This window comes from Pseudomonas fakonensis (genome assembly GCF_019139895.1).
Taxonomy (GTDB): Bacteria; Pseudomonadota; Gammaproteobacteria; order Pseudomonadales; family Pseudomonadaceae; genus Aquipseudomonas; species Aquipseudomonas fakonensis.
On record NZ_CP077076.1, the window covers coordinates 2,845,286 to 2,869,822 of the forward strand.

The window sequence follows — 24,537 nt, forward strand, 5'->3', positions numbered from 1 at the left end:
CCTCTGACAAGCCCCGGGCCACCGATTGTCCCGGCTTCCCCTGTCAGCCCCGCAGGCAGCGATCCTTTAGTTTCACCCCCGACTTTTATTCACTTGGCAAAGCAGGATGCTTAACCCATGCCCTTGAGCGAACTGATGGCGGTGCTGTGCACCCGCGCGATCCGACTGCAACGTGACGGCGACGACCTGGTGGTGCTGGGCGCCGACGATGCCCTGGACGACCACCTGTGGCAGGCCCTGGCCGACCACAAGCCGGCGCTGCTGGCGATGCTGGCCGGGCAGGGCGACGACTGGGTCAGCCCGGCGCTGCGCATCACCCCCGACATGCTGCCACTGGTAAGCCTGGACCAGGCCGCCATCGACCGCATCGTCGCCACGGTGCCGGGCGGTGCGGCCAACGTGCAGGACATCTACCCGCTGGCGCCGCTGCAAGAGGGCATGCTCTACCACCACCTCAGCGCCAGCGCCGGCGACCCCTACCTGTTGCAGGCGCAACTGCGCTTTGCCAGCGCCGCGCACCTGGCGGCGTTTCGCGAGGCCTTGCAGTGGGTGATCCAGCGTCACGACATCCTGCGCAGTGCGCTGCTGTGGGAGCGCCTTGACGAGCCGCTGCAAGTGGTCTGGCGTGAAGCGCCACTGGTCTGCGAGGGGGTGCTGCTGGACGGGCCGGGCGATGCCCTTGAGCAACTGCGGGCGCGCTTCGACAGCCGTCAGTTCCGCCTCGACCTCGGCCAGGCACCGTTGCTGCGCCTGGTCCATGCGCCGGGCCAGGGCGAGGAAGTGGTCGCCCTGTTGCTGTTCCACCACACCGTGATGGACCACGCCGCCCTGGATATCGTGCGCCGCGAACTGCACGCGCACCTCACCGGCAACACTGCCCAGGTCGGCCCCGCCGTGCCGTTTCGCGACCTGCTGGCCGAAGCGCGCCAGGCCCGTGACGCCGGGGCGCAGCAGGCATTTTTCGGGCAGATGCTCGGCGATATCGACGAACCCACCCTGGCCTTTGGCCTGGCGGAAAGCGACGGCCTGGCCGTCGAAGAAGCCCGGCTCACCCTGGAGCCTGCCCTCGGCCTGCGCCTGCGCGGCCTGGCCCGGCAGCTTGGGGTCAGCCCGGCCAGCCTGATGCACCTGGCCATGGCGCGGGTGCTGGGGCAGGTGTCCGGGCGAGAGGCCGTGGTGTTCGGCAGCGTGCTGCTGGGGCGCATGGAGGCCGGCGCCGGCGGCGAGCAGGCGCTGGGCATGTTCATCAACACCTTGCCGCTGCGGGTCGATGTTGGCGCCCTGAGCGTCAGCGCAGGGCTGCAAGCCACCCACCAGCGCCTGAGCGGCCTGCTTGGCCACGAGCAGGCATCACTGGCCGAGGCCCAGCGCTGCAGCGGCGTTGCCGCCCCCACGCCGCTGTTCAACTGCGTGCTCAACTACCGCCACAGCGCCGCCGGCGACGCCGATGCGGTGATCGAGGTGGCGCCGGGCATCCATGTAATGGGCGCCGAAGAGCGCACCAACTACCCGCTGACGGTGAACATCGACGACCTCGGCGAGGCGTTTCGCATCACCGCGCTGGTGGCCAGCCAGATCGGCGCCCAGCGCATTGCCGGCTACCTTGCGCAAACCCTCGGGCAACTGGCCCAGGCCCTGGAGCAGGCACCGCACACGCCGGTGCAGGCGCTGGACATTCTGCCGCCGGGCGAGCGTGAGCACCTGCTGCAAGCCAGCAACCAACCACTGCAGGCATTCGCCGCCACGCCGCTGTTGCACCAGCGCTTCGAAGCCCACGCCAAGGCGCGCCCGCAAGCCACAGCGCTGATTTTCGAGCAGCAGAGCATCAGCTACGGTGAGCTCAACCGCCGCGCCAACCAGCTGGCCCACCACCTGATTGGCCTGGGTATCGGCCCTGAGGCGCGGGTGGCCATTTGCGTGGAACGCGGCCCGGCAATGATTGTCGCCATGCTCGGGGTGCTCAAGGCCGGTGCCGGCTACGTGCCCATCGATCCCGGCGCCCCGGCCCAGCGCATCGCCTTCACCCTGGCCGACAGTGCTCCTGCGGTGGTGCTCAGCCAGGCCGACTGCCTGGCCCTGCTGGGCACCCCCGAAGCGCCGCTGCTGGACCTGGACGACCCGCGCCTGGCCAGCCAACCCGAACACGACCCGCAGTGCCCGGGCCTGCTGCCCACGCACCTGGCCTACGTCATCTATACCTCCGGCTCCACCGGGCTGCCCAAGGGGGTGATGGTCGAGCACGGCAACGCCAGCCGCCTGTTCACCGCCACCGACGCCTGGTACGGCTTCAACCCGCAGGATGTGTGGGCGCTGTTCCACTCGTTCGCCTTCGACTTCTCGGTGTGGGAAATCTGGGGCGCGCTGGCCTACGGCGGCCAGTTGCTGATTGTACCGCAGCGCATCAGCCGCAACCCCGACGACTGCTATGCGCTGCTCTGCCAAAGCGGCGTCAGCGTACTAAACCAGACCCCCAGCGCCTTCCGCCAGCTGATCGCCGCCCAAGGCCGCAGCACCTTGCAGCACTCGCTACGCCAGGTGATCTTCGGCGGCGAGGCGCTGGAGCCAGGTTCGCTCAAACCCTGGTACGCGCGCATCGCCAATGCCGGCACACGCCTGGTGAACATGTACGGCATCACCGAAACCACGGTGCACGTCACCTACCGCCCGCTGCAGGCCGCCGATGCCCAGCTCGTGGGTGTCAGCCCCATCGGCGAGCGCATCCCCGACCTGCAACTGTACGTGCTCGACGCCCAGCGCCAGCCGGTGCCGGTGGGGGTGACCGGTGAGCTGTACGTGGGCGGCGCCGGGGTTGCCCGGGGCTACCTCAATCGCCCCGAGCTCAGCGCCGAGCGCTTTATCGCCGACCCGTTCAACCCGGCAGGGCGCCTGTACAAGACCGGCGACCTGGCCCGCTGGGCCGCCGACGGCAGCCTCGACTACCTGGGCCGCAACGACGACCAGGTGAAGATCCGTGGTTTTCGTATCGAGTTGGGCGAAATCGAGGCGCGCCTGGCCGCCTGCGCCGGTGTGCGCGAGGCCGTGGTCCTGGCGCGCCGCGACAGCGCAGGCGAACCGCGCCTGGTGGCCTGGTGGCTGGCCGAGGAGGGCGCAGCGCCAAGCGTCGCCGAGCTGCGCCAGGCGCTGCTGCAGGACCTGGCCGAGTACATGGTGCCGGCCGCCTTCGTACGGTTGGATAGCTTCCCGCTGACCGGCAACGGCAAGCTCGACCGCAAGGCGCTGCCCGAGCCAGACGGCGCCGCCTTCGCCCGGCATGCCTTCGAGGCGCCGCAGGGCGAGGCCGAGCAGTGCATCGCGCAGATCTGGCAGCAACTGCTGGGCATCGCCGAGGTGGGCCGCCACGACAACTTCTTCGAACTGGGGGGCCATTCGCTGCTGGCGGTCAAGCTGGTGGAACGCATGCGCCAGCAGGACCTGGCCGCCGATGTGCGGGTGCTGTTCGGCCAGCCAACCCTGGCGGCCCTGGCCGCTGCGGTTACCAGCGGCCAGGCGGCGCCGGTGCCGGCCAACCTCGTACCCGCAGGCTGCACGCGCATCGAGCCGCACATGCTGCCCCTGGCCAACCTCGAGCAGGCGGCCATCGACCAACTGGTGGCCGGCATCCCCGGCGGCTGCGCCAACGTGCAGGACATCTACGGCCTGGCCCCGCTGCAGCAGGGCATTCTCTACCACCACCTGGCCAGCAGCGGCGCCGACCCCTACGTGCTGCGCGCACGCTTTGCCTTTGCCGGCGAAAGCGAGCTGCAAGGCTTTGTCGAGGCCCTGGACAAGGTGATTGCCGAGCACGACATCCTGCGCACCAGCATCCACTGGCAGGGCCTGGACGAAGCGGTACAGGTAGTGCACCGCCAGGCCTGCCTGCCGGTGGTGGCCAATGCCGACCTGCAACGCCTGGAGCTGAACCGCGCACCCTTGATGAAGCTGGTGCGCCACAGCGATGGCGAGCGTCTGGAAGCCACCTTGCTGCTGCACCATATCCTCCTCGACCACACCGCCACCGAGCTGCTGGTGGCCCAGGTGGGCGCGGTGCTGCAAGGGCGCAGCCTGGCCATCGACAGCGTGCCGTACCGCAACTACGTGGCCCGCGCCCGCCTGGACGCCGACCCGGCCAGTGACGAGGCGCTGTTCCGCGAGATGCTCGGCGACATCGACGAACCCACCGAAGTGTTCGGCCTGCGCGATGTGCAGGGCGACGGCGTGCAGGTGCTCGATCACCAGCAGGCCCTGGTCCCGGCATTGGCGGCCCGCCTGCGGGTGCAGGCCCGCCAGCTGGGGGTGAGCATCGCCAGCCTGGTGCACCAGGCCTGGGGCCAGGTGCTGGCGCAACTGAGCGGGCGCCAGGAGGTGGTGTTCGGCACCGTGCTGCTCGGCCGCCTGCAAGGCGGCGCCGGGGCCGACCGGGCGCTGGGCATGTTCATCAATACCTTGCCGCTGCGGGTCAGTGTCGATGCCGTGGGCGTGGCCGACGGCGTGCGCCGTACCCACCAGCGCCTGGCGCAACTGCTCGGCCACGAGCAGGCCTCGTTGGCACAGGCCCTGCGTTGCAGCGGCGTGCCCAGTGACCAGGCGCTGTTCACCAGCCTGCTCAACTTCCGCCATGCCAGCCCCAAGGCCGCAGGCGACGGCCTGGGCTGGGCCGGCATCGAGTTGCTGGCCTCCCGCGAGCGCAGCAACTACCCGCTGGTGGTCAACGTCGACGACCAGGGCGAAGGCCTGAACCTGACCGTGCAGGCGGTGCCCGAGGTGGATGGCAGCCAGGTGTGTGCGCTGCTGGCCTGCGCCCTGGCGCAACTGGCCCAGGCCCTGGAACAAGCCCCGCAAAGCCCGCTGCACGCAGTTGCCAGCCTGCCGGCCGGCGAGCGTGAGCGGGTGCTGCGCCAGTTCAACGACACCCGCCGCGACTACCCGCGCGAGCAGCCGCTGCATGTGCTGTTCCAGGCCCGTGCCGCCGCTTCCGGCGATGCCGTGGCGCTGATCCATGGCCAGCGCCAGTGGCGCTACGCGGAGCTTGCCGAGCACGCCAACCGCCTGGCCCACCACCTGCTGGCCCTCGGCCTGCGCCCGGGCGAGCGGGTGGCACTGCTGCTGCCGCGCTCGTTCGACCTGGTGGCCGCGCAACTGGCCGTTAGCCGCTGCGGTGCCACCTACGTGCCGCTGGACGGCAACGCGCCGCTGGAGCGCCAGGCCTTCATGCTCGAAGACTGTGGCGCCAGCCTGCTGCTGACCCACAGCGACCAGCCGCGCCCAGGCGATACCCAGCGAGTGGAGCTGGACACGCTCAACCTGGCTGCCTACCCCGGGCATGCCCCGGAGCTTGCGGTGGCTGCGGGCAGCGCCGCCTACATCATGTACACCTCCGGCTCCACCGGCACGCCCAAAGGGGTGCAGGTGCCGCACCGGGCGGTTGCACGGCTGGTGATCAACAACGGCTTTGCCGATTTCAACGCCAGCGACCGGGTGGCCTTCGCCTCCAACCCGGCCTTCGATGCCAGCACCCTGGAAGTGTGGGCGCCGCTGCTCAATGGCGGCGCGGTGGTGGTGATCGACCAGCACCAGGTGCTGGCCCCCGACAGCCTGGGTCAGGCGCTGCTCGACGGCGGCGTGACGGTGCTGTGGCTGACCGCAGGTTTGTTCCACCAATACGCCGATGCCTTGCTGCCAGTCTTCGCTACGTTGCGCTACCTGATGGTCGGCGGCGATGTGCTGGACCCGGCGGTGATCACCCGTGTACTGCGCGGCGGTGCGCCGGGGCATCTGCTCAACGGCTACGGGCCGACCGAGGCCACCACCTTCAGCACCACCTTTGAGATCCACAGTGTGGGGGCAGGGGCGATCCCCATCGGCACGCCGATCGGTAACAGCCGCTGCTACGTGCTCGACGCCCGGCGCCAGCCGCTGCCGGTGGGCGCGGTGGGCGAGTTGTACATCGGTGGTGACGGCGTGGCCCTGGGTTACCTGGGCCAGCCTGAGCTGACCGCCGAGCGCTTTATCGACGACCCGTTCAGCAGCGAGCCCGGTGCACGGCTGTACCGCAGTGGCGACCGGGTGGCCTGGCAGGCCGACGGCACCTTGCGTTACCTGGGGCGCAGCGACCAGCAGGTCAAGCTGCGCGGCTTCCGCATAGAGCTGGGCGAGATCGAAGCCCGCCTGGCCGCCTGCACCGGGGTGCGCGACGCCGTGGTGCTGGTACGCGAGGATGTGCCGGGGGACAAGCGCCTGGTGGCGTACTTCCATGCCGAAGGCGAAGCGCCGGCGATTGCCAGCCTGCACGAGCAACTGCTGGGCCAACTGCCCGACTACATGCTGCCGGCCGCCTACGTGGGCGTGGCCCAGTGGCCGCTGACCGCCAACGGCAAGCTCGACCGCCGTGCGCTGCCGGCGCCGGGGCAGGGCGATGTGCTCAGCCGCGTGTTCGCCGCCCCCGAAGGCCCGCTGGAAACCCGCCTGGCAGCGATCTGGGCCGACTTGCTCAAGGTCGAGCGAGTGGGGCGCCACGATAACTTCTTCGAACTGGGCGGCCATTCACTGCTGGCCGTAAGCCTGATCGAGCGCATGCGTAAAGCAGGCCTGGGCGCCGATGTGCGCGTACTGTTCGCCCAGCCGACCCTGGCCGCGCTGGCGGCGGCAGTGGGCAGCGGCAGTGAAGTGCAGGTGCCCGCCAACCGGGTGCCGGCCGCAGCCGACAGCATCACTCCAGAGATGCTCAGCCTGGTGCAACTGGACCCGGCCAGCATCGAGCGCATCGTCGCCACGGTGCCGGGCGGCGCCGCCAACGTGCAGGAAATCTACCCGCTGGCGCCGTTGCAGGAGGGCATCCTCTACCATCACCTGAGCGCCGCCCAGGGCGACCCGTACCTGTTGCAGTCGCGCCTGGCCTTCGACAGCCTGGTGCGCCTGCAAGCCTGGGCCGCCGCCTTGCAGCAGGTGATTGCCCGGCATGACATCCTGCGCACCTCGCTGGCCTGGGAGGGCCTGGCGGAGCCGGTGCAGGTGGTCTGGCGCCATGCCGAGCTTGGCGTGGACGAAATCGTCCTGGATGCAGGCAGCTCGCTACCTGTGATCGACCAGTTGCAGGCGCGCTTCGATGCCCGCCAGCACCGTATCGACCTGGGCCAGGCGCCGCTGCTGCGGCTGGTCTACGCCCACGACCCGGGCAATAGCCAGGTGGTGGCGATCCTGCTGTTCCACCACCTGGCCCTGGACCACACCGCCATGGACGTGGTCGGCAGTGAAATGCTCGCGCTGATGCGCGGCGACGACAGCGCCCTGAGCGCGCCGGTGCCGTACCGCAACTATGTGGCCCAGGCGCGCCTGGGCAACGACCGCCAGCGCCATGAGGCGTTCTTCAGCAAGCTGCTTGGCGATATCGACGAGCCGACCCTGCCGTTCGGCTTGCATGACGTGCAAGGCGAGGGCCATGCCATCGAGGAGGCCCACCAGGCGCTGGATGGCGCCCTGGCCCGGCGCCTGCGCGAGCAGGCCCGCCAGCTGGGCGTCAGTGCCGCCAGCCTTGCGCACCTGGCCTGGGCGCGGGTGGTCGGGGTGCTGGCCAACCGCAGCGACGTGGTGTTCGGCACCGTGCTGATGGGCCGCCTGCAAGGCGGCGAGGGCGCCGACCGGGCTTTGGGGGTGTTCATCAACACCCTGCCGCTGCGCATCGACACCCGCGCCCCGGTGGCCCAGGCCCTGCGCGCCACCCATGCCGGGCTGTCGGCATTGCTCGGCCACGAGCATGCCGCACTGGCCGAAGCCGTGCGTTGCAGTGGCGTGCCCGCAGGCCAGCCGCTGTTCAGCGCCTTGCTCAACTACCGCCACAGCAACGTCGAGGCGCGCTGTGACGGCGAGGGTATCTGGCAGGGCGTGCGCCTGCTGGGTGGCGAAGAGCGCAGCAACTACCCGCTGACCCTGAGCGTCGACGACCTCGGCGAAGGTTTTGCCCTGAGTGTGCTGGCCCAGGCCGGTATCGGCGCGGGGCGCGTGGCCGGCTGGATGGCCAATGCCCTCGAACAGCTGGTGCAGGCCCTGGAGCAGGGCGGGCAGGCGGCAGTCGAGGGCCTGCCACTGCTGGCCGCTGAGGAGCGCGTGCAACTGCTCGACGGCTTCAACGACAACCACCGCCAATACCCGAAAGGGATGACCGTGCATGCCCTGATCGAGGCCCAGGCGGCGCGCGCAGCCAATGCCCGCGCCGTGGTGCAAGGCGAGGAGGTGCTGACCTACGGCGAACTCAACCGCGCCGCCAACCGCCTGGCCCACCACTTGATCGGCCTGGGCGTGGCGCAGGGCGCGCGGGTGGCGCTGTGCCTGCCGCGCACCTCGCAACGCCTGGTGGCACTGCTGGCGGTGCTCAAGGCCGGCGCCGCCTACGTGCCGGTGGACCCGGCATACCCTGCCGAACGTATCGCCTACCTGCTGCACGACAGCACTCCGGCGCTGGTGCTGGCCGAGTCGAGCATTACCAGCCTGGGCGAGGCTGCTCCACGGCTGAACCTGGACCTCGGCGGCTGGCACACCGCGCCTGAACACAACCCGCAGGTGCCCGGCCTGGCTGACGATGGCCTGGCCTATGTGGTCTACACCTCCGGCTCCACCGGCCAGCCCAAGGGGGTGATGGTCGAGCACCGCACCCTGGCCAACCTGGTGCACTGGCACTGCGAGGCCTTCAGCCTGGGCGCCGGCAGCCAGACTGCCAGCGTGGCCGGCTTTGGCTTCGACGCCATGGCCTGGGAAGTGTGGCCGGCGCTGTGCGCCGGGGCCGTGCTGCACCTGCCGCCAGCCGCGCTTGCCGGTGACGATGTGCAGGCGCTGCTGGACTGGTGGCAGGCAGCGCCACTTCAGGTGGCCTTCCTGCCCACGCCGCTGGCTGAACAAGTGCTGCGCAAGGGCCAGGGCCACCCGACCCTGCGCACGCTGCTGACCGGTGGCGACCGCCTGCGGCCGTTCGACAGCGCCCCGGGCTTTGCCGTGGTCAACAACTACGGCCCCACCGAAACCACCGTGGTGGCCACCTCCGGGCAGGTGGCGCCGGGCACTGTGGCGCATATCGGCCGGCCGCTGCCCAATACCCGGGCGTATGTGCTCGATGGCCGGCAGCAGCCGGTGCCGGTGGGCGTGGCGGGCGAGCTGTACATTGGCGGCGCCGGGGTTGCCCGGGGCTACCTGGGCCGCGCGGACCTGACCGCCGAGCGTTTTGTCGACAACCCGTTCCACGGCGGGCGCATGTACCGCAGCGGCGACCTGGTGCGCTGGAACAGCGACGGCACCCTGGATTACCTGGGCCGCAACGACGACCAGGTGAAAATCCGTGGCATGCGCGTCGAGCTGGGCGAGGTCGAGGCAGCGCTGAGCGCGCAACCCGGGGTGGCCGAGGCCGCCGTGCTGGTGCGCGGCGAGCGGCTGCTGGCGTGGTTCCGCGCCGAGGGCGAGGTGAACGTCGACGCGTTGCGCCAGGCCCTGGCCGCGCGTCTGCCGGCACATATGCTGCCGCTGGCGTTCATGCCCCTGGCGGCGCTGCCGCTGACCGCCCATGGCAAGCTCGACCGCCGCGCGTTGCCCGACCCCGACCCGGCCAGCCTGGTTGGCCCGGCCTTCGAGGCGCCGCAGGGCGAGCGCGAAACCGCCATGGCGCAGGTCTGGGCCGAGGTACTGGGGCTGGAGCGGGTAGGCCGCCACGACAACTTCTTCAGCTTGGGCGGCCACTCGCTGCTGGCGGTGAGCCTGGTGGAGCAACTGCGCAGCCAGGGTATTGAGTGCGATGTGCGCCAGCTGTTCAGCCAACCCAGCGTAGCCGCGCTGGCTGCCGCCCAGGGGCCGGCGCGCCAGGTGCAGGTGCCGGCCAACGGCATCCCGGCCGGCTGCCGGCAGATCACCCCGGGCATGCTCAGCCTGGTGACGCTGACCCCGGCGCAGATCGCGCGCATCACCGCCAGCGTGCCGGGCGGGGCGGCCAACGTGCAGGACATCTACCCGCTGGCGCCGTTGCAGGAGGGCATTCTCTACCATCACCTCGGGGCCGGTCGCCACGACCCCTATGTGCTGCAGTCGCGCCTGGCGTTCGACAGCGAGGCGCGCTTGCAGGCCTTTGCCGAGGCCTTGCGCACGGTCATCGCCCGGCATGACATCCTGCGCACCGCCGTGCTGTGGGAAGGCTTGCCGCAAGCGGTGCAGGTGGTGTGGCGTGAAGCCCCGCTGCTGGTGCGCGAGCAGAACGAGGCTGCCGAGCAGTGGCTGGACCTGGCCCAGGCGCCGCTGATTCGCCTGACCTACAGCCGCACCCAGGGCAGCCCGCAGCTGCTGGCCACTTTGCAGTTCCACCACGTAGTGCTCGACCACACCGCGCTGGAGGTGGTGCGCGCAGAAATGCTCGCTTGCCTGAACGGCCAGGGCGAACCTGCCCAGGCCCCGGTGCCGTACCGCAACTATGTGGCCCAGGTGTTGCTGGGCGTCAGCGAGGCCGAGCACGAGGCGTTCTTCCGTGGCCAGCTGGCGGATATCGACGAGCCGACCTTGCCCTACGGCCTCAACCCGCAAACCGGGGTTACCGGGGCCATCGAGGAGGCCCGCCTGCAACTGCCCGAAGCCTTGCAGCGCCAGCTGCGCAGCCAGGCCCGCCAGCTTGGGGTGGGCACCGCCGGCCTGTTGCACCTGGCCTTCGGGCGCCTGCTGGCGGCCGCCAGCGGCAAGGCCTGCGTGGTGTTCGGCAGCGTGCTGCTGGGGCGCATGGGCGGTGGCGATGGCGCCAGCCATGGGCTGGGCATGTTCATCAACACCCTGCCATTGCGCCTGGACTTGGACGGCTTCGACGTGCGCCAGGCTGTGCGCAACACCCATGAGCGGCTGAGTGCGCTGCTGGCCCATGAGCATGCCTCACTGGCCCTGGCCCAGCGCTGCAGCGCAGTGGCCGCGCCGCAGCCGTTGTTCAGCGCCATGCTCAACTACCGCCACGGCGAGGCCGAGGGGGCTGCCCAGCGCGAGGCCTGGCAGGGCATCGAGACCCTGGCCAGCGAAGAGCGCACGCACTTCTTGTTCAGCCTTAACGTGGATGACTTCGGCAATGCCCTGCGCCTGACCGCGCAGGTGCCGGCCGAAGTGGGCGCGGCGCGGGTCTGCCAGCAGATGCAGGCAGTGCTGGAAGGGCTGGTGCAAGCCCTTGAACGCCAGCCCGACCTGTCGGTGCAGCGCCTGGACGTGGTGCCGGTGCAGGAGCGTGAGCGCCTGTTGCTGGGCTTCAATGCCACGGCGGCGGCTTACGATCTTGAACAGACCGTGCATGGCCTGATCGAGGCGCAAGTGCAGCGCAGCCCCGAGGCCATTGCCGTGCGCGGCGAGGAAGGCGAGCTGAGCTTTGCCCAGCTCAACGCCAAGGCCAACCGCCTGGCCCATCACCTGATTGCCTTGGGCGTGAAACCTGACGACCGCGTGGCGATTTGCGTCGAGCGCGGGCTGGCGATGGTGGTGGGGCTGCTGGCGATTCTCAAGGCCGGTGGCGCCTACGTGCCGGTGGACCCGGATTACCCGGCCGAGCGCATCAACCACATGCTCACCGACAGTGCGCCGGTGGCAGTGCTGGTGCATGGCGCTACCCGCCAGGTACCGCAAGGGCTGGTGGTGGTGGACCTGGATCACGAAACCTGGGCTGACCTCTCGGCAGAAAACCCTGAAGTCGTCGGCCTGACCCCGAACCACTTGGCCTACGTGATCTACACCTCCGGCTCCACCGGCCTGCCCAAGGGCGTCATGAACGAACACCGCGGGGTGGTCAACCGCCTGCTGTGGACCCAGCAGCAATACCAGCTGGGTGCAGATGATGTGGTGTTGCAGAAAACCCCGTTCAGCTTCGACGTGTCGGTATGGGAGTTCTTCTGGCCGCTGCAAACCGGGGCGTGCCTGGTCATGGCCCGTCCCGGCGGCCACAAAGACCCGGCCTACCTGCGTGAAGTGATCGTCCGCGAGCAGGTCACCACCTTACACTTCGTGCCGTCGATGCTGGATGCCTTCCTGGCCCATGGCGACGCCGAACGGGCCGCAATGAAGCGCGTGCTGTGCAGCGGCGAGGCGCTGCCCGGCAGCCTGGTGCGCCGTTTCAAAACGCAACTGGCCGGCGTCGAGCTGCACAACCTGTACGGCCCGACCGAAGCGGCAGTGGACGTCAGCGCCTGGCACTGCGCCGAGCCGCTGGAACAAACACCGGACAACACGCCAATCGGCAAACCGGTGGCCAACACCCAGCTCTATGTGCTCGACGCCTACGGCCAGCCAACACCGCAAGGCGTGGCCGGCGAGCTGTACATCGGCGGCGTGCAGGTGGCTCGCGGTTACCTCAACCGCGCCGAACTGAGCGCCGAACGCTTCATCGACGACCCGTTCACCCCTGGCGGGCGGCTGTACCGCACCGGCGACCTGGCCCGCCACCTGCCGGACGGCAACCTGGAATACCTGGGCCGCAACGACGACCAGGTGAAGCTGCGCGGCCTGCGTATCGAACTGGGTGAAATCCAGGCCTGCCTGACCCGTATCGACGGCATTCAGGAGGCCGCCGTGCTGGCCCCGGAGCTACAAGGCGAGCGCCGCCTGGTGGCGTACTACACCGGCAACGCACAAGCAGTGGAGGCCCTGCGCGGCGAACTGCTGCGCCACCTGCCGGAGTTCATGGTGCCAGCGCTGTTCGTGCACCTGCAGGCCTTGCCGCTGAGCCCCAACGGCAAGCTCGACCGCAAGGCACTGCCGGTGCCGGGCGCCGAGGCCCTGGCCAGCCGCCCCTATGAAGCCCCGCAAGGCGCCACCGAGCAACTGCTGGCCGAGGTCTGGGCCGAGCTGTTGGGCCTGGAGCGGGTAGGGCGGCACGACAACTTCTTCGAACTGGGCGGCCATTCGCTGCTGGCGGTGACCCTCACCGCCCGCCTGCGCGAACACGGCCTGGAAGCCGACGTGCGCGCCCTGTTCGAACAACCCACCCTGGCCGGCTACGCAGCCATCACAGACAGAATGGAGATCGTCCTGTGAGCATCGAACAACTTCTGGCCACCCTGGCCAGCCTCGACATCCAGCTGGCCTTGAAGGATGGCCAACTGGCCGTGCAGGGCAACCGCCAGGCGCTGGGCGACCCGCAACTGATGGCGCAACTGCGCGAACACAAGCCGGCGCTGATCGCGCTGCTGGCCAGCGGCGGCTACCAACCGGGCCAGCGCGGCCCGGTGCAGGTGCCGGCCAACGGCATCGCCGCCGGTTGCAGCCATATCACCCCCGCCATGCTGACCCTGGCCGAGCTCGACCAGGGCGCCATCGACCGCCTGCTGGCCCAGGTGCCGGGCGGGGCGGCCAACGTGCAGGACATCTACCCGCTGGCCCCGCTGCAACAGGGCATCCTCTACCACCACGTCAGCAGCAGTGGCAGCGACCCCTACGTGATGCAGGCGCAGTTCGCCTTCGCCGACCGCCAGCGCCTGGACGCCTTTGCCGAAGCCTTGCGCGGGGTGATCGGCCGCCACGACATCCTGCGCACCTCGGTGCACTGGGACGGGCTTGAGCAACCGCTGCAAGTGGTCTGGCGCCAGGCGCCGCTGCAGGTCGAGGAGGGCGATGACGCACCCTGGCTGGACCTTGCCCAGGCGCCGCTGATTCGCCTGCGCTACCGGGCCGCCGCTGCGGACGGGAGCATCCTCGCCAGCCTGCAGTTCCACCATATCGCCCTGGACCACAGCGCCCTGGATGTGGTGCGCCACGAAATGCAGGCGCTGCTGCAAGGCCAGGGCGCGGGCCTGGGCACGCCGGTGCCGTTTCGCAACTACGTGGCCCAGGCCTGCCTGGGGGTGAGCGAAGCCCAGCACGAGGCGTTCTTCCGCGCCATGCTGGGTGACCTCGACAGCCCGACCCTGGCCTACCAGCTGCAGGACGTACAGGCCGATGGCGGGGAGGCCCGGGAACACAGCCTGGCCCTGGACAGCGCGCTGTGCCTGCGCATCCGTGCCCAGGCCCGGGCCTGCGGGGTCAGCGTCGCCAGCCTGTTCCACCTGGGCTGGGCCCAGGTGCTCGGGGCCCTGACCGGGCAGGGCAGCGTGGTGTTCGGCACCGTGCTGATGGGCCGCCTGCAAGGCGCCGAAGCCACCGACCGGGCCTTGGGCATCTTCATCAACACCTTGCCGCTGCGGGTCGAACTGGGCGCGCTGCCGGTGGCCGAGGCGCTCAAGGCCACCCACCAGCGCCTGGCCGCGCTGATGCGCCACGAGCATGCGCCGCTGGCCCTGGCCCAGCGCTGCAGCGCCGTGGCGGCGCCGACGCCGCTGTTCAACAGCCTGCTCAACTACCGCCACAGCGCCATCGAGGCCAGCGCCCAGGCGCGCGCGGCCTGGGCGGGCATCGATATTTTGCATTCCGAAGAACGCAGCAACTACCCGCTGACCCTGAGCGTGGACGACCTCGGCGAGGGCCTGCGCCTGACCCTGCTGGCCAGCGCCCAGGTGCCTGGCGAGCGGGTGTGCGGTTACCTCGAACAGGCCATGCAAGCCTTGGTCGATGCCCTTGAGCAGGGCGGCCAGGCGCCGCTGCAAAGCCTGTCGGTACTGCCAGCGGCAGAGCGCCAGTGGCTGCTCGATGACATCAATACCCGCCAGCACCCCCACGACCTTTCGCTGACCCTGCACCAGCAGGTGGAGCACCAGGCTCTGACGCAGCCCACGGCCATCGCTGCCAGCTGCCTGGGGCAGACCCTGGACTACGCCACCCTTAACCACCGTGCCAATGCCCTGGCCCATCAGCTGATCGGGCTGGGCGTGGGCTGTGACGCGCGGGTGGCGGTGGTGGCCCGCCGTGGCCTGGACACCCTGGTCGGCCTGCTGGCGGTGCTCAAGGCCGGCGGCGCCTACGTGCCGGTGGACCCGGCGCACCCGGACGAACGCATTGCCTACCTGCTGGCGGACAGCGCGCCACAGGTCGTGCTGACCCAACAGGCCCTGCGCGGGCGCCTGGACGCCGTGCAGGCGCCGCTGCTGAACCTCGACCAGCCCGACTGGCCGGCCCGTGACGACAACCCGCAGGTGGCGGGCCTTACCGCCGCCAACCTGGCCTACGTGATCTACACCTCCGGCTCCACCGGCCTGCCCAAGGGCGTGATGGTGGAGCACCGCACCCTGGCCAACCTGGTGGGCTGGCACTGCCGGGCCTTCGACCTGGGGCCGGGGCGGCACACCTCGAGCCTGGCCGGTTTCGGTTTCGACGCCATGGCCTGGGAGCTGTGGCCGGCCTTGTGCGGCGGCGCCACCGTGCATATCGCCCCGCCGGGCGATGGCAACGACGACCTCGACGCGCTGCTGCGCTGGTGGCAGGCGCAGCCGCTGGATGTGAGTTTCTTGCCCACGCCTGTGGCCGAATACGCCTTCAGCCAGCAGCTCGGCCACCCGACCCTGCGCACCCTGCTGATCGGCGGTGACCGCCTGCGCCAGTTCAACCGCAACCAGACCTTCAGCGTGGTGAACAACTACGGCCCCACCGAAACCACCGTGGTGGCCAGCTCGGGCGTGGTGCAGGCCGGTGGCGTGCTGCACATCGGTGCAGCGCTCGACAACACCCGCCTGTATGTGCTCGACGGCCAGCGCCAGCCGGTACCGTTGCAGGTGGCGGGCGAGCTGTACGTGGGCGGCGCCGGGGTGGCCCGGGGCTACCTGGGCCGCCCGGACCTCACCGCCGAACGGTTCCTTGACGACCCGTTCCACGGCGGGCGCATGTACCGCACCGGCGATCTGGTGCGCTGGCTGGCCGACGGCACCCTGGAATATCTGGGGCGCAACGACGACCAGGTGAAGATCCGCGGCGTGCGTATAGAGCTGGGCGAAATCGAAAGCCGCCTGAACAGCCTGCCAGGCATCAACGAGGCGGTGGTGCTGGCCCGCGAGGACCAGCCAGGCCAGCCGCGGCTGGTAGCCTACTTCACGGCGCAGCCCGGGGTGGAGGTAGCGGCGCCTGCGCAATTGCGCGCGCAGTTGCAGGCCCAGCTGCCCGATTACATGGTGCCGGTGGCTTATGTGGCCATGCCGGCACTGCCGCTAACCGCCAACGGCAAGCTCGACCGCCGGGCCTTGCCGGCCCCCGACCGCAGCGCGCTGTTCGAGCGCGGCTACGAGGCCCCGCAGGGCGAGCTGGAACACACCCTGGCGCAGATCTGGAGCGATTTGCTGCAGGTTGAGCGGGTAGGGCGGCGCGACCACTTCTTCGAACTGGGCGGGCACTCGCTGCTGGCCATGCGCCTGGCGTCCCAGGTGCGCCTGCGCCTGGGCGCGGAACTGCCGCTCAACGCGCTGTTCGCCCATGCCGAGCTGGCCGCCTTGGCCGACTACCTGGCCAGCGCCGAGGGCAGCGAGCTGCCGCCGATCGTCGCGGCGCCTGCCGGGCAAACCGGGGTGTTGTCGTATGCCCAGCAGCGCCTGTGGTTTTTGGCGCAGATGGGCGATGCCGGGCAGGCCTACCACATTCCACTGGCCTTGGGCCTGCGCGGTGCGCTGGACGCCGTGGCGCTGGAGGCGGCGTTGCTGCGCATTGTCGAGCGCCATCAGGCGTTGCGCAGTTGCTTTGTGGCCGACGGCGAGCAGGTGCAGGTGCTCACCAAAGCCACACCGGCGCCGGGTTGGCTGCAGCGCCTGGATTTGCGCCAGGCGCCCCAACAAATGGCAACGTACCTGCAGCAGGCGGCGGCGCAGCCGTTCGACCTGGGCAACGGCCCGCTGCTGCGCGCCAGCCTGTTGCAACTGGCCGATGACTACCATGTGCTGGCCGTGACCGTGCATCACATCGTCGCCGACGGCGGCTCGCTGGCGGTGCTCACCGCAGAACTCTCGCAACTGTACCCGGCCCTGCGCCAGGGCCTGGCCGACCCGTTGCCGCCGCTGGCCCTGCAATACGCCGACTACGCCCTGTGGCAACGGCGCTGGCTGGACGGCGAGCGCCTGGCGCAGCAGGTGGCCTACTGGCAACGCACCCTGGCCGGCGCGCCGGCCTTGCTGACCCTGCCCTGGGACCGGCCGCGCCCGGCCCGCCAGGATTATGCCGGTGCCACCTTGCCACTGCGCCTGGACGCGGGCCTGAGCGCTGGCCTGCGCAGCCTGGCCCTGCGCCACGGCGCCACGCCGTACATGCTGCTGCTGAGCGCCTGGGCCAGCCTGCTGGCACGCCTGGCCGGGCAGCCGGAAGTGGTGATCGGCTGCCCGGTCGCCGGGCGTGACCGCGCCGAGCTGGAAGGGCTGGTGGGGTTGTTCGTCAACACCCTGGCGCTGCGCATCGAGCTGCCCGAGGCCGTCAGCACCGAGGTATTGCTCGGCCAGGTCAAGGCCCGGCTGCTGGAGGCCCAGGCCCACCAGGCGTTGCCGTTCGAGCAGGTGGTCGAGGCGCTGCGCCCGGCCCGCAGCCTGGCCCATGCACCGTTGTTGCAGACCACCCTTAACTGGCTGCCGGGGTCGCTGGGCGAGCTTGAGCTGGACGGCCTGCATATCGAGGGTGTGGCCCAGGCCGGGCAGGTGGCCAAGTTCGACCTGTCGCTGAACCTGGGCGAGCAGGGCGAGTGCATCGTCGGCTCACTGGAATACGCCACGGCGCTGTTCGATGAAAGCAGCGTGCGCCGCTATGGTGGCTATTTCGAGCAACTGCTGCGGGCGATGGTGGCCAACGACCAGGCCGAGTTGGCCGGGGTCGAGCTGCTGGAGCCCGAGGAACGTAACCGGTTGGTGCGCGGCTTCAATGTTACTGCGGCGGCTTACGACCTTGAACAGACCGTACATGGCCTGATCGAGGCGCAAGTGCAGCGCAGCCCCGAGGCCATTGCCGTGCGCAGTGAGGAAGGCGAGCTGAGCTTTGCCCAGCTCAACGCCAAGGCCAACCGCCTGGCCCATCACCTGATTGCCTTGGGCGTGAAACCTGACGACCGCGTGGCGATTTGCGTCGAGCGCGGGCTGGCGATGGTGGTTGGGTTGCTGGCGATTCTCAAGGCCGGCGGTGCCTACGTGCCGGTGGACCCGGATTACCCGGCCGAGCGCATCAACCACATGCTCACCGACAGCGCGCCGGTGGCGGTGCTGGTGCATGCTGCTACCCGGCAGGTGCCGCAAGGGCTGCCGGTGGTGGACCTGGACGACGAAACCTGGGCTGACCTCTCGGCAGAAAACCCTGAAGTCGTCGGCCTGACGCCGAACCACCTGGCCTATGTGATCTACACCTCAGGCTCGACCGGCCTGCCAAAAGGCGTGATGAACGAGCATCGCGGGGTGGTCAACCGCCTGCTGTGGACCCAGCAGCAATATCAGCTGGGTGCAGATGACGTGGTGCTGCAGAAAACCCCGTTCAGCTTCGACGTGTCGGTATGGGAGTTCTTCTGGCCGCTGCAAACTGGCGCCTGCCTGGTCATGGCCCGTCCTGGCGGCCACAAAGACCCGGCCTACCTGCGTGAAGTGATCGTCCGCGAGCAGGTCACCACCCTGCACTTCGTACCCTCGATGCTGGATGCCTTCCTGGCCCATGGCGACGCCGAGCGGGCCGCAATGAAGCGCGTGCTGTGCAGCGGCGAGGCGCTGCCAGGTAGCCTGGTGCGTCGCTTCAAGGCGCAACTGGCCGGCGTGGAGCTGCACAACCTGTACGGCCCCACCGAAGCAGCAGTGGACGTCAGCGCCTGGCACTGCGCCGAGCCGCTGGAACAAACACCGGACAACACGCCAATCGGCAAACCGGTGGCCAACACCCAGCTCTATGTGCTCGACGCCTACGGCCAGCCAACACCGCAAGGCGTGGCCGGCGAGCTGTACATCGGCGGCGTGCAGGTGGCTCGCGGTTACCTTAACCGCGCCGAACTGAGCGCCGAACGCTTCATCGACGACCCGTTCACCCCTGGCGGGCGGCTGTACCGCACCGGCGACCTGGCCCGCCACCTGCCGGACGGCAACCTCGAATACCTGGGCCGCAACGACGACCAGGTGAAGCTGCGCGGCCTGCGTATCGAACTGGGTGAAATCCAGGCCTGCCTGACCCGTATCGACGGCATTCAGGAGGCCGCCGTGCTGGCCCCGGAGCTACAAGGCGAGCGCCGCCTGGTGGCGTACTACACCGGCAACGCACAAGCAGTGGAGGCCCTGCGCGGCGAACTGCTGCGCCACCTGCCGGAGTTCATGGTGCCAGCGCTGTTCGTGCACCTGCAGGCCTTGCCGCTGAGCCCCAACGGCAAACTCGACCGCAAGGCACTGCCGGTGCCGGGCGTCGAAGCCCTGGCCAGCCGCCCCTATGAAGCCCCGCAAGGCGCCACCGAGCAGCTGCTGGCCGAGGTCTGGGCCGAGCTGCTGGGCCTGGAACGGGTAGGGCGGCACGACAACTTCTTCGAACTGGGCGGCCATTCGCTGCTGGCCCTGACCTTGCTCGCCCGCCTGCGCAGCCGTGGCTTGCAGGTGGATATCCATGTGCTGTTCGCCGAGCCCAGCCTGTCGGCCCTGGCGGCGACCGTGGCCAGCAATGCCGCGCCTGAGGTCCCGGCCAACCGCATTACTGGCGACTGTCAGGCCATCACCCCGGACTTGCTGGCGCTGGTGGCCCTGGAGCAGCCGGCAATCGACAGCGTGATCGCCAGCGTCACCGGCGGCGCCGCCAACGTGCAGGACATCTACCCGCTGGGGCCGTTGCAGGCCGGTATTCTGTACCACCACCTGGCCAACCCCGGCCAGGCCGACCCTTACCTGCAGCAGGTGCACTTCGCCTTCAGCGATGCCAGCCGCCTGCACGCCTTCGCCACGGCCCTGCAAGCGGCCATCGCCCGCCACGACAGCCTGCGCAGCAGCCTGCACTGGGATGGCCTGCCCACCCCGGTGCAGGCAGTGTGGCGCCAGGCGACCCTGCCAGTGCAGGAGGTGGCCGCGCTGGATGACCCTGCCCATGGCCATATGGACTTGACCCAGGCCCCGCTGCTGCGCCTGCTGCACTGCCGCGAGGCTGGTGGTACGCGTATCCAGGCACGTTTGCAGTTCCACCACGCGGTGCTCGACCACGTCGCCCTGGAGGTACTGGTGCACGAGCTGCAGGCGTTGCTGCTGGGCGAGGCGCAGCAGTTGCCAACCCCGGTGCCGTACCGCAACTACATCGCCCAGACCCTGCGTAGCGCCGGGGGCGAGGCCGCCGAGGCGTTCTTCCGCGCACAGCTTGCCGATATCGACGAGCCCACCTTGCCCTACGGCTCGCTTCGCCCCCATGGCAGCGATGCCCCGCGCCAGGCGCAGCAGGTGCTGGCGCCAGCGCTTAGCCGGCAACTGCGCGAGCAGGCGCGCCAGGCCGGGGTCAGCGCCGCCAGCCTGGTGCACCTGGCCTGGGCACTGGTGCTCGGGCAACTGTCGGGGCGCGACAGCGTGGTGTTCGGCAGTGTGCTGCTCGGCCGCCTGGCAGGCGGCGAAGGCAGCGAGCGGGCGCTGGGGGTGTTCATCAACAGCCTGCCGCTGCGCATCGATTTGGACGGCGTGGATGTGGCCGAAGGGGTGCGTGCCACCCACCAGCGGCTCAGCGAACTGCTGCGCCACGAGCATGCCCAATTGGCCCTGGCGCAGCGCTGCAGCGGCTTGCCGGCGGGTGCGCCGCTGTTCAGTGCGCTGCTCAACTACCGCCATGGCGGCGCGGCTGGCAACGGGCAGGCGCGGGCCTGGCAAGGCATCGAGCTGTTGCAGGCCGAGGAGCGCAGCAACTACCCGCTGGCCCTGAGCGTCGACGACCACGGCGAAGGCTTCACCCTGACCGCCCAGAGTGCGGAGGGCATCGATGCCGGGCGCATTTGTGCCTACCTGGAGCAGGCCCTGACGGTCCTTTCGCAAGCCTTGGCCGAGGCGCCGGGCACGCCGTTGAGCGGCCTGTCGATGCTGCCAGGGGCCGAGCGCGTCAGCCTGCTCGAAGGCTTCAACGCCACCGACCGCGACTACCCGCGCGATCTGCCGGTGCACCGCCTGTTCGAGCAGCGCGTGGCCAGCCACCCGTTGGCCGTGGCGGCGCTGGAGGGCAGCAACACCCTGCGCTACGGCGAGCTGAACCAGCGCGCCAACCGCCTGGCCCATTACCTGATAGGCCAGGGCGTGGCCCCGGGCGATGCGGTGGCGATCCTGCTGCCGCGCTCGCTGGAGCTACTGGTGGCGCAACTGGCGGTGGCCAAGTGCGCAGCGGTGTACGTGCCGCTGGACATCAACGCCCCCGCCGAACGCCAGGCCTTCATGCTGGCTGACAGCCAGGCCGTGGCACTGCTGTGCCGCGCCGCCGACAGCCTGGAATGCCCGACCCGGCGCATCGCCCTCGACCGCCTGGCCCTGCACGACATGCCCGGGCACAACCCGGGCCTGGCCCAGGGTGGCGACAGCATTGCCTACGTGATGTACACCTCCGGCTCCAGCGGCGCGCCCAAGGGCGTGCAAACGCCGCACCGGGGCATCGCCCGGCTGGTGCTGAACAACGGTTACGCCGACTTCAACGCAGGCGACTGCATGGCGTTTGCCGCCAACCCGGCGTTCGACGCCAGCACCGTGGAAGTGTGGGGCGCACTGCTCAATGGCGGGCAGTTGCGGGTGATCGACCAGGCGACCCTGCTCGACCCGGCGCGCCTGGCCCCAATGCTGGGCGAAGTGAGCGTGATGTTTCTCACCACCGCGCTGTTCAATCAGTACGTGCAGTTGATACCCGAAGCACTGGCCCGGCTGCGGGTGTTGATGTGCGGTGGCGAGCGTGGCGAGCCTGCGGCGTTCCGCCGTTTGCTGGCGGTGGCCCCGCAGCTGCGTCTGGTGCATTGCTACGGCCCCACCGAAACCACCGGCTATGCCACCACCAGCGAGGTGCGCAGCGTGCCTGAAGGCAGCGACAGCGTGCCGATTGGCCGGCCTATCGGCAACACCCGGGTGTACGTGCTCGACGGCCATGGCCGGCCCTTGCCGGTGGGCGTGGTGGGCGAGTTGCATATTGGTGGTGACGGCGTGGCTGCAGGCTACCTGAACCGCCCGCAACTGACCGCCGAGCGTTTTGTCGACGACCCGTTCAGCGGCCAGCCGGGTGCACGCCTGTACCGCACCGGTGACCTGGGCTACTGGCGCGAAGACGGCCAGTTGGAATGCCTGGGGCGCAATGACGACCAGGTGAAGATCCGCGGTTTCCGTATTGAACTGGGCGAAATCGAGCAGCACATGGCCCGCTGCCCAGGTATCGGTGAGGCGGTGGTGCAGGCCCTGCGCCTGGACCAGGGGCCGCTGCGCCTGCTGGCCTGGTACAGCCGCCGCGACCCGGCGCTGAGCCCCGAGCAGTTGCGTACGTGGCTGCAGGCGCGGGTGCCGGAGTACATGGTGCCGGTGGCGCTGGTGGCCATGGACAGCCTGCCGCTGAACAACAACGGCAAGGTCGACCGCAAGGCCTTGCCGCTGCCGGCAGCCGGGGCCATTGGCCAGGACCGTTACGAGGCCCCGGCTACGGCGCTGGAGCAGCGCCTGGCGCAGGTCTGGGGCGAGGTGCTGGAGGTGGCCCAGGTGGGCCGCCACGACAGCTTCTTCGAGCTGGGCGGGCATTCGCTGAGCGCCATCCGCCTGGTCAACCGCCTGCAACAGCAAGGCCTGGCCAGCAGCCTGGCCGAGCTGTTCCAGCACCCCACCGTGGCCGCCCAGGCCAAGGCCATGCAGCAGCAGGGCACGGCGCCGCAGCCCGAGGGGCTGGTGACCGTGCGCGGCGAGGGCGACGAGCCGCCGCTGTTTTTGCTGCACGAGTTCAGTGGCCTGGAGCTGTACTTCCCGGTGTTGGGCCAACACCTGCCGGCGGGGTTCCCGGTCTATGGCGTGCCGGGCATCGCCCTCGGCCAGCCCCAGCCACGCACCCTGGAGTGCCTGGCCAGCCGGGCCATCGAGCGCATTCGCGCGGTGCAGCCCGAGGGGCCGTACCGCCTGGCGGGCTGGTCGTTCGGTGGCGTGCTGGCCTATGAGATCGCCGCGCAACTGCGCGGCGCCGACCAGGCGGTGAGCTTCCTTGGCCTGATCGACAGCTTCCTGCCGCGCCTGACCGACCAGGGCAAGCCGCGCTGGCAGGGGCCGTGGCTGCTGGAGCGTCACCTGTTGCTGCACTGCAGCCAGTACTGGCAAGCCCAGGGGGCGGCCGGGCTGGTGCAGCTGGCCAAGCTCAAGGTGCTGGAGCAGCAGGCGCCGGCCTTTGCTGAGCTGCTGGCGGCCTGCCGTGACGAGCAACTGCTGTATGCCGCCCTGGCGGAGGCCGAGGACGGCGCGCTGCGTCACTTCCTGGAGCGGGAACTGGCCCATGGTCATGCCTTGGCCCATTACCGGGTCGAGCCGCTGGATGTGCCGGTGCAGCTGTTCTGCGCCCGCCAGCGCAGCGGCGCCAGCCCTGCCCAGGGCTGGGCCGACACCCTGGGTGCAGGGCAGGTGCATGCCGTCGAGGTACCGGGTGACCACCGCAGCATGATGCAGCCGCCCCATGTGCAGGCCCTGGGGCAGGCGCTGGGTGAAGCCCTGGCCGTGGCCTGCGCGCCGCCTGGGACGGCCCATCAGCCTTTGGTGGCGATCCAGAGCGGCCAAGCCGGGCAGGCGCCGTTGTTCTGCGTACCGGGTGCCGGCGACAGCGTTACCCGCTTTGTCGGCCTTGCCGATGCGCTGGGGCCGGACCGGCCGCTGTACGGTTTGCAACCGCGCGGGCTGGAAGGCGCCGGGGTGCCGCATCGCGAGGTGGAGGCTGCTGCGCGCTGCCATGTGCAGGCATTGCAGGCGCTGTACCCGCAAGGGCCGGTGCACCTGCTGGGGCATTCGTTCGGCGGCTGGGTGGCCCATGCCATGGCCTGCCAGTTGCAGGCGGCGGGCCGCGAGGTGGGCTCGTTGACCTTGGTCGACAGTGAAGCGCCCGCCAGCGGCAGCGTGTGCGGCAGGCCGTACACCACCACGGCGGCGTTGCAGCGGCTGGTGGAGTCGTTGCAGTTGGGCAGCGGCAAGGCCCTGGGGCTGGATGCCGAGGCGTTTGCCGCGGCCGACGACGACCAGCAACTGCAGCTGCTGCACGCGGCTATGCAACAGGCCGGGCTGTTGCCGGCGCGGGCCGGGGTGCAGGCCCTGGCCGGCACGCTGCGTACCTTCAGTGCCGCGTTACGCACGGTGTATCGCCCGCAGGGTGTGTACCAGGGCCCAGCCAGCCTGGTGCTGGTGGCCGACCCGACCCTGGATTCGACCGGCAGCCAGCGCGAGCAGGCGGCGATGCGCGCCGGCTGGCAGCGGTTGCTGCCGCAGTTGGCGGTGTGGGAGGGGCCGGGTGACCACTACAGCGTGCTCAAGGCGCCCCAGGTGTACAGCCTGGCGGCCTGGTGGCAGGACGGGCAGGCGCGGGTGGGGGCGAAGGTGTAGGCGCGGCCTTGTGTCGCGAAAGGGCTGCGCAGCGGCCCCGGCAATTTTGCATGAGGCGCAAATCTGGGGCTGCTGCGCAGCCCATCGCGACACAAGGCTGTTTCTACACAGAGACCGAGCGGGTTTGTGAAAACTATCAGGATTGAAGAGCGTT

At 69.9% G+C, this 24,537-nt stretch carries 2 protein-coding genes; both read left to right on the forward strand.

The window, feature by feature from the left end:
* Positions 1 to 117: 117 nt before the first annotated feature.
* Positions 118 to 13,020: a non-ribosomal peptide synthetase gene (locus KSS94_RS12765; protein ID WP_217843323.1), complete on the forward strand. Its 12,903-nt coding sequence runs from the start codon at positions 118 to 120 to the stop codon at positions 13,018 to 13,020.
* Entirely contained in the window at positions 13,017 to 24,383 is an 11,367-nt protein-coding gene (locus KSS94_RS12770) for a non-ribosomal peptide synthetase (RefSeq protein ID WP_217843324.1), read from the forward strand. The genes KSS94_RS12765 and KSS94_RS12770 overlap by 4 nt, the downstream gene beginning before the upstream one ends.
* Positions 24,384 to 24,537: the final 154 nt, after the last annotated feature.